Consider the following 3,678-nt stretch of genomic DNA (forward strand, 5'->3'; position numbering starts at 1 on the left):
GAGATAATGAAGAATCCTACCGCAATTGTAATAAAGCGGATAAGATATTCGATCACGATATTGTTGTTGATGTAAATCAAAGTTGTAGCGCCTCTCAATATGCGGAGCTAAACTGCATATCAAAAGTGCAAAGTGCATCGAAGCGCTTTAGCAAAGATATTTGTTTTATCGAGTTGTATGTTTTAAGCAAGTGATGTAAGTTTGATCACGAGCTGAGTAAGCTGCAGCATACAATATACAATAAGATAAAAGATCGAAGCAAAAGTAAAATGGGTCTGTAGATCAGTTGGTTAGATCGCACCCCTGATAAGGGTGAGGTCGGTGGTTCAAGTCCACCCAGACCCACCATTTTCTTAAGGATTTCTTCACGGTTTATTCAGATTAAAGTATTTTGCAAGAGAGTATTTTAATCTGGAGTAACCAGGCGTTCATTAAAAATTTGGGTAAATAAAGAGGTAACACAAGCGTCTTGTATTGTGTAAGGCATATAATTTTGAGGTAATTGAGATTATATGGTCAAGAAGAGAAGCGCAAACGGTGGATGCCTTGGCAGTAAGAGGCGATGAAGGACGTGGAATCCTGCGAAAAGCTTCGGTGAGCTGGAAACGAGCGATTAACCGGAGATGTCCGAATGGGGGAACCCGGCCATGAGCAGTCATGGTCATCGTTAGCTGAATACATAGGTTAACGAAGCGAACTCGGGGAACTGAAACATCTAAGTACCCGAAGGAAAAGAAATCAAAAGAGATTCTCCAAGTAGCGGCGAGCGAACGGGGAGGAGCCTGGTGTGATTTATAGTGCAATGAAGTAGAACAACTTGGGAAAGTTGGCCGTAGAGGGTGAAAGCCCCGTATATAGAGGTTGCATTAAGAACTAAGCACGCGAACAAGTAGGCCGGGACACGTGTAATCCTGGTTGAATATGGGTGGACCATCATCCAAGGCTAAATACTACTTACTGACCGATAGTGAACCAGTACCGTGAGGGAAAGGCGAAAAGAACCCCGGAGAGGGGAGTGAAATAGAACCTGAAACCGTTTGCGTACAAGCAGTGGGAGCACCTTCGTGGTGTGACTGCGTACCTTTTGTATAATGGGTCAGCGAGTTACTTTCAGTGGCGAGGTTAACTGAATAAGGAAGCCGTAGAGAAATCGAGTCTGAATAGGGCGCGAGTCGCTGTGAGTAGACCCGAAACCGGGCGATCTAGTCATGTGCAGGATGAAGGTTGGGTAACACCAACTGGAGGTCCGAACCGGGTAATGTTGAAAAATTATCGGATGACGTGTGACTAGGAGTGAAAGGCTAATCAAGCCCGGAGATAGCTGGTTCTCCCCGAAAGCTATTTAGGTAGCGCCTCGTGAATGATTACTGGGGGTAGAGCACTGTTTCGGCTAGGGGGCTGTCATGGCTTACCAAACCGATGCAAACTCCGAATACCGGCTAATTGAATCACGGGAGACACACGGCGGGTGCTAACGTCCGTCGTGAAGAGGGAAACAACCCAGACCGCCAGCTAAGGTCCCCAAGTACTAGTTAAGTGGGAAACGATGTGGGAAGGCATAGACAGCCAGGAGGTTGGCTTAGAAGCAGCCACCCTTTAAAGAAAGCGTAATAGCTCACTGGTCGAGTCGGCCTGCGCGGAAGATGTAACGGGGCTAAAACTAGTCACCGAAGCTGCGGATGTGCACTAAGTGCACGTGGTAGGGGAGCGTTCTGTAGGCTGATGAAGGTGGATTGAGAAGTCTGCTGGAGGTATCAGAAGTGCGAATGCTGACATGAGTAACGATAATGAGGGTGAAAAGCCCTCACGCCGGAAGTCCCAGGTTTCCTGCACGACGTTAATCGGAGCAGGGTGAGTCGGCCCCTAAGGCGAGGCTGAAGAGCGTAGTCGATGGGAACCAGGTTAATATTCCTGGACTTTTTATAAGTGGTGAAGTGGGGACGGAGAAGGCTAGATAAGCCAGGCGTTGGTTGTCCTGGTACGTGCATGTAGGGGGATGGTTTAGGCAAATCCGGACCATTATTAACTCTGAGGTGCGACGTGGTGCTGACACTTCGGTGTACGGCGAAGTTATTGATGCCCGGCTCCCAGGAAAAGCTGCTAGCCATAACTTATAGAGAACCGTACCGCAAACCGACACAGGTGGACAGGTAGAGAATACTAAGGCGCTTGAGAGAACTCGGGTGAAGGAACTAGGCAAAATGGTACCGTAACTTCGGGAGAAGGTACGCCCTTTCTGGTGATGGGATTTACTTTCAGAGCTGGAGAGGGCCGCAGAGACCAGGTGGCTGCGACTGTTTATTAAAAACACAGCACTCTGCAAATTCGTAAGAAGACGTATAGGGTGTGACGCCTGCCCGGTGCCGGAAGGTTAATTGATGGGGTTATCTTCGGAGAAGCTCTTGATCGAAGCCCCGGTAAACGGCGGCCGTAACTATAACGGTCCTAAGGTAGCGAAATTCCTTGTCGGGTAAGTTCCGACCTGCACGAATGGCGTAACGATGGCCACACTGTCTCCACCCGAGACTCAGTGAAATTGAAATCGCTGTGAAGATGCAGTGTACCCGCGGCTAGACGGAAAGACCCCGTGAACCTTTACTATAGTTTTGCACTGGACTTTGATGATAACTGTGTAGGATAGGTGGGAGGCTATGAAGTGAGGACGCTAGTTCTCATGGAGCCGACCTTGAAATACCACCCTGTTGTTATTGAGGTTCTAACTTGGTCCCGTAATCCGGGATGAGGACAGTGTATGATGGGTAGTTTGACTGGGGCGGTCTCCTCCCAAAGAGTAACGGAGGAGCACAAAGGTACCCTCGGTACGGTCGGACATCGTACCAAGAGTGTAAAGGCATAAGGGTGCTTGACTGCGAGAGCGACGGCTCGAGCAGGAACGAAAGTTGGTCTTAGTGATCCGGTGGTTCTGAATGGAAGGGCCATCGCTCAACGGATAAAAGGTACTCCGGGGATAACAGGCTGATACCGCCCAAGAGTTCATATCGACGGCGGTGTTTGGCACCTCGATGTCGGCTCATCACATCCTGGGGCTGAAGCAGGTCCCAAGGGTATGGCTGTTCGCCATTTAAAGTGGTACGCGAGCTGGGTTTAGAACGTCGTGAGACAGTTCGGTCCCTATCTGCCGTGGGCGTAGGAAAATTGAGAGGAGCTGCTCCTAGTACGAGAGGACCGGAGTGGACGAACCTCTGGTGTACCGGTTGTGACGCCAGTCGCATCGCCGGGTAGCTAAGTTCGGACGGGATAACCGCTGAAAGCATCTAAGCGGGAAGCCTCCCTCAAGATGAGTTTTCCCATGAAGCCCGTTGAAGACTACGACGTTGATAGGCAAGGTGTGGAAGCGCAGTAATGTGTGCAGCTAACTTGTACTAATTGGCTGATTGTCTTGACCATATAATCTGAATTACTTCAGATTAACTGAATCAAATACAAGAAAAGCCGGTTGGGCTAACGCCCAATCAGCAAAAAAATGTGTACTCTTTATTTACCTAACGCATGATTCGGGTATAATGCGCCCATTAATCATGTTAAACCAGTTTTCCTGGCGACCATAGCGGTTTGGAACCACCTGATTCCATCTCGAACTCAGAAGTGAAACGAACCCGCGCCAATGATAGTGTGAGGCTTCCTCATGTGAAAGTAGGTCATCGCCAGGGTTTTATT

The 3,678-nt window shown here is 49.0% G+C and carries 1 protein-coding gene, 1 tRNA gene and 2 rRNA genes; all 4 read left to right on the forward strand.

What is annotated here, in order from left to right; genetic code table 11:
• Positions 1 to 194, forward strand: a 194-nt coding sequence (locus tag OQJ26_RS19135) for a hypothetical protein (RefSeq protein ID WP_265705277.1), incomplete at its 5' end; no start/stop codon positions are given.
• A 77-nt stretch (positions 195 to 271) separates the two neighbouring features.
• Positions 272 to 348 (forward strand) — tRNA-Ile (locus OQJ26_RS19140).
• Between the two features lie 166 nt (positions 349 to 514).
• Positions 515 to 3,408 (forward strand): 23S ribosomal RNA (locus OQJ26_RS19145).
• Between the two features lie 147 nt (positions 3,409 to 3,555).
• A 5S ribosomal RNA gene (gene rrf / locus OQJ26_RS19150) occupies positions 3,556 to 3,671 on the forward strand.
• The last annotated feature ends 7 nt before the right edge of the window (positions 3,672 to 3,678 follow it).

Origin of the sequence: Legionella sheltonii (genome assembly GCF_026191355.1) — a bacterium.
GTDB lineage: Bacteria > Pseudomonadota > Gammaproteobacteria > Legionellales > Legionellaceae > Legionella > Legionella sheltonii.